This is a genomic window from Methylobacterium sp. P5_C11, from assembly GCF_054049775.1.
The window spans coordinates 1-1,275 of sequence record NZ_JBFULS010000117.1; the positions used below are offsets into that span (position 1 = coordinate 1).

1 protein-coding gene is annotated in these 1,275 nt (G+C 71.6%); it reads left to right on the top strand.

From position 1 onward, the window contains the following. Window positions 1-1,275, top strand: a 1,275-nt coding sequence (locus ACXJKQ_RS27575; RefSeq protein ID WP_457108848.1) for a hypothetical protein, incomplete at both ends; no start/stop codon positions are given.

Sequence of the window (1,275 nt, forward strand, 5' to 3'; positions counted from 1 at the left end):
CCGCGCACCCGTCCGGCCCCGCCGCCCCCCCGTGCGGACCGCCCGTCCTTCAACGTCGACGACCAGGGCGACGCCCAGCGTCCGCCGCGGGCTCCGCGGTTCGACGCGCCGCGCCAGCCGGGTCCGTCCGCGCCGCCCCCGATGCCGGAGCCGCCGGCTCCACCGCCAGCCGGACGCGATCGCTCCGGCGGTCGCCGTCCACCGGATGTCGGACCGCCGCCGCCGCTGCCGCAATCGCCCGGTGTGCGCGGCTTCCGCGACATCACCGCCGACGTCAACGATCTCGGCGGCGCCGCCGCGCAGGCCAACCGCGCCGCGCGCCGCACCTACGCCAACGTGCCGTCGCCCTCGCCGGAATTCGACCGGCTGGAGCCGAGCCTGGAGAACCGGGTCGGCGAGCCGGACGCGCCCTACTCCTATGACGAGTCGATGGAGGAGGCCGAGCGCTACGCGCCGCCGCCGCAATCGCAGCGCCCGCGCATCGCGCCCGAGCGCGAGGCCAAGAAGCGCGCCCGCTCGCGCTCCATCTTCCCGTTCAAGAGCGCGATCGCCGTCGGCATCGTGCTGATCCTGGTCGGCGCCGGCATCCTCTGGGGCAAACAGCTGGTCCAGACCGTGAGCGGCCTGTTCAAGTCCTCGACCACCCAGGTGGTGGAAGCGCCGAAGGATCCGTCGCAGCCGCAGAGCAAGCCCAAGATTCCGGATCGTGTCGGCCAGCCCTCGAGCGATCAGCCGGTCGCGCCGGTGGCGCAGAAGGTCGTGCTCTATGACGAGGATCCGTCCGACCCGAAGGGCAAGCAATATGTCGGCTCGGTGGTGTGGCGGCTCGAGCCGATCAAGGCGTCGGGCAACCAGAAGGCCGACGTCGCCGTGCGCGCCGACATCGAGATTCCCGACCGCAAGTTCAAGATGACGATGTCGTTCCGCCGCAACACCGACTCGTCGCTGCCGGCGAGCCACACCGCGGAGCTGACTTTCGTCCTGCCGCAGGATTTTTCCGGCGGCAGCGTCTCCAACGTGCCGGGCATCCTGATGAAGTCGAACGAGCAGGCGCGCGGCACCCCGCTCGCGGGGCTCGCGGTCAAGGTCACCGACGGCTTCTTCCTGGTCGGCCTCTCCAACGTCGACGCCGACCGCGCCCGCAACGTCCAGCTCCTGAAGGAGCGCTCCTGGTTCGACGTGCCGCTGGTCTACGCCAACCAGCGCCGCGCCATCATCGCCATCGAGAAGGGCGCCCCCGGCGAGCGCGCCTTCAACGAGGCCTTCGCGCAGTGG